Genomic DNA, 3836 nt, shown 5'->3' on the forward strand with positions numbered 1-3836 from the left:
CGCCCTCGCGGTGCGCCCCGCCGCGGCCCACGAGCTCGCCTACGGCTACCGGCTCGACGCCGGCGGCGAGGCCGTCACGCTCCGGGTCGCGGCCACCGTCGAGGTGGCGGCGCCGACCGTCGCGAGGACTGGCGCGGCCGACGCGGAGCGCGGCTCCCGCGAGGTCGTCTTCCCCGACGCCGGGAGCGGTACGGCGACCGTCTACGACCGCGACGCGCTGGGGGTCGGGGCGACCCTCGACGGCCCGGCGGTGCTCGCGGGGGCCGAGAGCACGACCGTGGTCCCGCCGGCGTGGGGGGGTCGCGTCCGGCGGGACGGGACGGTGGTACTGGAACGGGACGCGTCCGAGGCCGGGGGTGAGGAGCGGTGACCGACGCGGACGCTCCCGGCTCCACCGACGCCCGCGACACCGAGAGCGACGCCGACGCCCCCGCCCTCGACCCGGTGACGCTGGAGGTGCTCCGAAACCAGCTGGAGGGCGTCGCCGAGGAGATGGGGACGGTGCTGATCCGCGGCGCCTACTCGCCGAACATCACGGAGCGACAGGACTGCTCGACCGCCCTCTTCGACGCCGCCGGGCGGATGGTCGCGCAGGCGGAGCACATCCCGGTCCACCTCGGCGCGATGCCCGAGGCGGTCGCGGCCGTACGGGAGCGCGACCCGACGCCCGGCGACGTGTTCGTCCTCAACGACCCGTTTACGGGCGGGACCCACCTCCCGGACGTGACGCTCGTCTCGTCGCTCTCGCTCGACGGCGACGTGGTCGGCTTCGCGGTCTCCCGCGCGCACCACGCCGACGTGGGCGGGATGGCGCCCGGAAGCATGCCGGCCGGCGCCCGCGAGATCCAGCAGGAAGGGCTCCGGATCCCGCCGCTTCGGCTCGTCGACGGCGGCGAGCGCGTCGGAGACGTCCTCGAACTCATCTTCGCCAACGTCCGGACCCCGGCGGAGCGACGCGCCGACCTCGAAGCCCAGCTCGCGGCCAACGAGCGCGCCGGCGACCGGCTCCGCGAGCTGGCCGACGAGCACGGTCGCGCTCGGCTCGAACGCGCCTTCGACGCCGTGATCGACTACTCCCGCGAGCGGATGGCCGCCGCCATCGACGACCTCCCGGACGGGACCTACGAGGCCGACGACGTCATGGAGGGCGACGGCGTCACCGACGCCGACCTCCCGATCCGGGCCGCGGTGACGGTCGACGGCGGCGCGCTCGCGGTCGACTTCGCCGGCAGCGCCCCGCAGGTCGACGGGAACTGCAACGCGCCGCTGGCGGTCGCGAAGAGCGCGGCGTACTTCGTCGTGCGCTGCGTCACCGATCCGTCGATCCCCCCGAACCACGGCTGCTACGAGCCGGTCTCGGTGTCGGCGCCGGACGGGTCGATCCTGAACCCGAACCCGCCCGCGGCGGTCGTCGGCGGGAACGTCGAGACGAGCCAGCGCGTCACGGACGTCGTGCTCGCGGCGCTCGGCGAGGCGGCCCCCGACCGGGTGACCGCGGGGAGTCAGGGCACGATGAACAACCTCACCATCGGGGCGCGCGGCGGGGGTGGCGGTCGCGGCTGGAACGACGACAGCGACGACAGCGACGCCGACACCGCCGAGTCGTTCACGTACTACGAGACGATCGGCGGCGGCTTCGGCGCGCGCCCGGACGCCGACGGGATGGACGGCGTGCAGGTCGGCATGACGAACACTCTCAACACGCCGGTCGAGGCGTTGGAGGCCGCCTATCCGCTCCGCGTGGAGCGATACGCCTTCCGCCCGGACAGCGGCGGCGACGGGCGCCACCGCGGCGGGCTCGGCCTCGAACGCCGCGTGCGGGTCGAGACCGCCGCGACCGTCTCGCTGTTGACCGAGCGACGGCGACACGCTCCCGCCGGAATCGCGGGCGGCGGAGCGGGGGCCACCGGCGAGAACCTGATCGACGGCGACCCCGTTCCGGCGAAGACGACCGTCGACGTCGAGCCGGGAACGACGGTCACGGTCCGGACGCCGGGCGGGGGCGGCTACGGCGACCCGAGCGAGCGCGCCCCGGCGGCGCGCGAGCGAGACCGCGCGGACGGGAAGGCGGTCGAGAAATCGGACACGGACGACTGACGGCGCGCCTTACAGCTCGCCGTACGGGCCGGGCTTCGCGGCGGTGAGGCGCTCGACCTGCTCGTCGGAGAGGTCGATCTCTGCGGCCGCGAGGTTCTCCGCGAGCTGGCCGACGGTGCGCGCGCCGACGATCGGCGCGGTGACGCCGTCGCGGTGGGCGAGCCACGCGAGCGCGGTCTGGGCGGGCGAGGCGTCGACCTCGTCGGCGACGGCGTCGAGCTCGTCGTGGACGTCGAAGTTCCCTTCGGTGAGGTACGCCTCTTGGAAGCGGCTCGACTCGGCTGCCTTCGACTCCTCCGGGAGATCCTCGTCGCGGTCGTACTTCCCGGTCAGGAAGCCCTGCCCGAGCGGGCTCCACGGGGAGACGGCCAGATTCCGCTGGCGCGCGAACTCCAGGTAGTCGCCCTCGACCTCGCGGTCGACGAGGTTGTAGCGCGGCTGGAGGACCTTGAACGGCTCCCAGCCCTCGTTGCGGGCGATCGCGTTGGCGCGGGCGACCTTCCAGGCGTTCGGGCGGAGCGTCGACGCGCCGATGTAGTGGACCTTGCCGGACTCGACGAGCCCGTTCAGCGTCTTCATCAGCTCGCGGGCCGGCGTCTCGTCGTCCCAGCGGTGGATGTAGAGAACGTCGATATAGTCGGTGTCGAGTCGGTCTAAGAGGGCGTCGACGCGGTGGCGGACGTTCTTGCGGTTCGTCCCGCGGCTGTTCGGATCGCCGTCGCGGATCTGCCAGTACACCTTCGAGGCGATCGTGTAGCGCTCGCGGTCGCGGTCGGCGAGCCAGTCGCCGATCCAGCGCTCGCAGTCCCCGCCGCCGTACACGTCGGCGGTGTCGATGTACCGGCCGCCGGCGGCCTCGTAGGCGTCGAGCAGCTCGTGGGCGCGCGGCTCGTCGATCTCCACGTTCCCTTCCTCGGTCACGCGGCCGAACCGCCACGTGCCGAACTGTAGCTCGCTCGTTCGGAGCCCGGTTCGGCCGAGCGGGACGGTGCCGAGGTCGATCTCGTCGAGTTCAGGCGTCATCGTCCCCACGTTGTCGCGGTCGCCGCAAAAACGTACAGCAACCGGATGCGACGCGTGAACGCCTCGCACGTCGTAGGCGACGTTCCGGGTCCGCCTACCCCTCGTCGCCCGGCTCGACCACGACCGCGCGCAGGTCGTTGACGTTCGTCCCCGTCGGGCCGGTGCGGAGCAGCGCGTCCGCCTCGTCGAGCAGGGGGTAGGCGTCGTGCCGGTCGAGGGCGTCGCGGGCGGCGTCGGGGTCCAGCGTCGTCGCGTCCGCGATCCCGCCCGCGGCGTCGGTGGGACCGTCGATCCCGTCGGTGTCGGCGGCGGCGACGACGATCCGTGGTGCGTCGTCGCCTCCCTCTTCCGCCCCGCCGATTCCGCCCGACGGGCCCTCCGCCAGCGCGAGACCGGCGCTCGCCGCGAACTCCGCGTTCGGCCCGCCCGTCCCGTCGGCGTCGCCGAGCGTCACGGTCGTCTCCCCGCCCGAGAGCAACACGGCGGGCGGCTCGACGGGCGACCCCCGCAGCGCGCACTCCTCGGCGATCGCGGCGTGGGTGATCGCGGCCTCCCGGGCCTCGCCCCGGACCCCCGCGGCGAGCACCAGCGGCTCGTACCCCCGATCGGCGGCGAGATCCGCGGCGGCGTCGAGCGCCGTCCGCCCGTTGCCGACGACGAACGACCGCGCGCGGTCGAACGCCGGGTCGCCCGCGGTCGGCGTAGCCTCGTGCGCG

At 74.2% G+C, this 3836-nt stretch carries 3 protein-coding genes and 1 pseudogene; 2 read left to right on the top strand and 2 right to left on the bottom strand.

All coding sequences use genetic code 11. The annotated features are described in order from the left end of the window. Together OQF71_RS14095 and OQF71_RS14100 are read left to right on the top strand one after the other, a co-directional pair. Positions 1-370 (top strand): annotated as a pseudogene (locus OQF71_RS14095) (hydantoinase/oxoprolinase family protein); the annotation flags it as partial. A 74-nt stretch (positions 371-444) separates the two neighbouring features. Continuing rightward, positions 445-2097 carry a hydantoinase B/oxoprolinase family protein gene (locus OQF71_RS14100; RefSeq protein WP_280588447.1) on the top strand — a complete coding sequence of 551 codons (1653 nt, stop codon included), beginning with the start codon at positions 445-447 and terminating at the stop codon, positions 2095-2097. A 9-nt stretch (positions 2098-2106) separates the two neighbouring features. Here OQF71_RS14100 and OQF71_RS14105 read toward each other — a convergent pair whose 3' ends face one another. Both OQF71_RS14105 and OQF71_RS14110 read right to left on the bottom strand, forming a co-directional pair. Beyond that, positions 2107-3120, bottom strand: coding sequence for an aldo/keto reductase (locus OQF71_RS14105; protein WP_280588444.1), 1014 nt, complete (start codon positions 3118-3120; stop codon positions 2107-2109). Between the two features lie 94 nt (positions 3121-3214). Then, on the bottom strand, positions 3215-3836 hold a 622-nt coding region (locus OQF71_RS14110), incomplete at its 5' end, for an MOFRL family protein (RefSeq protein ID WP_280588445.1).

Source organism: Halorubrum sp. Boch-26 (genome assembly GCF_029889805.1).
GTDB lineage: Archaea > Halobacteriota > Halobacteria > Halobacteriales > Haloferacaceae > Halorubrum.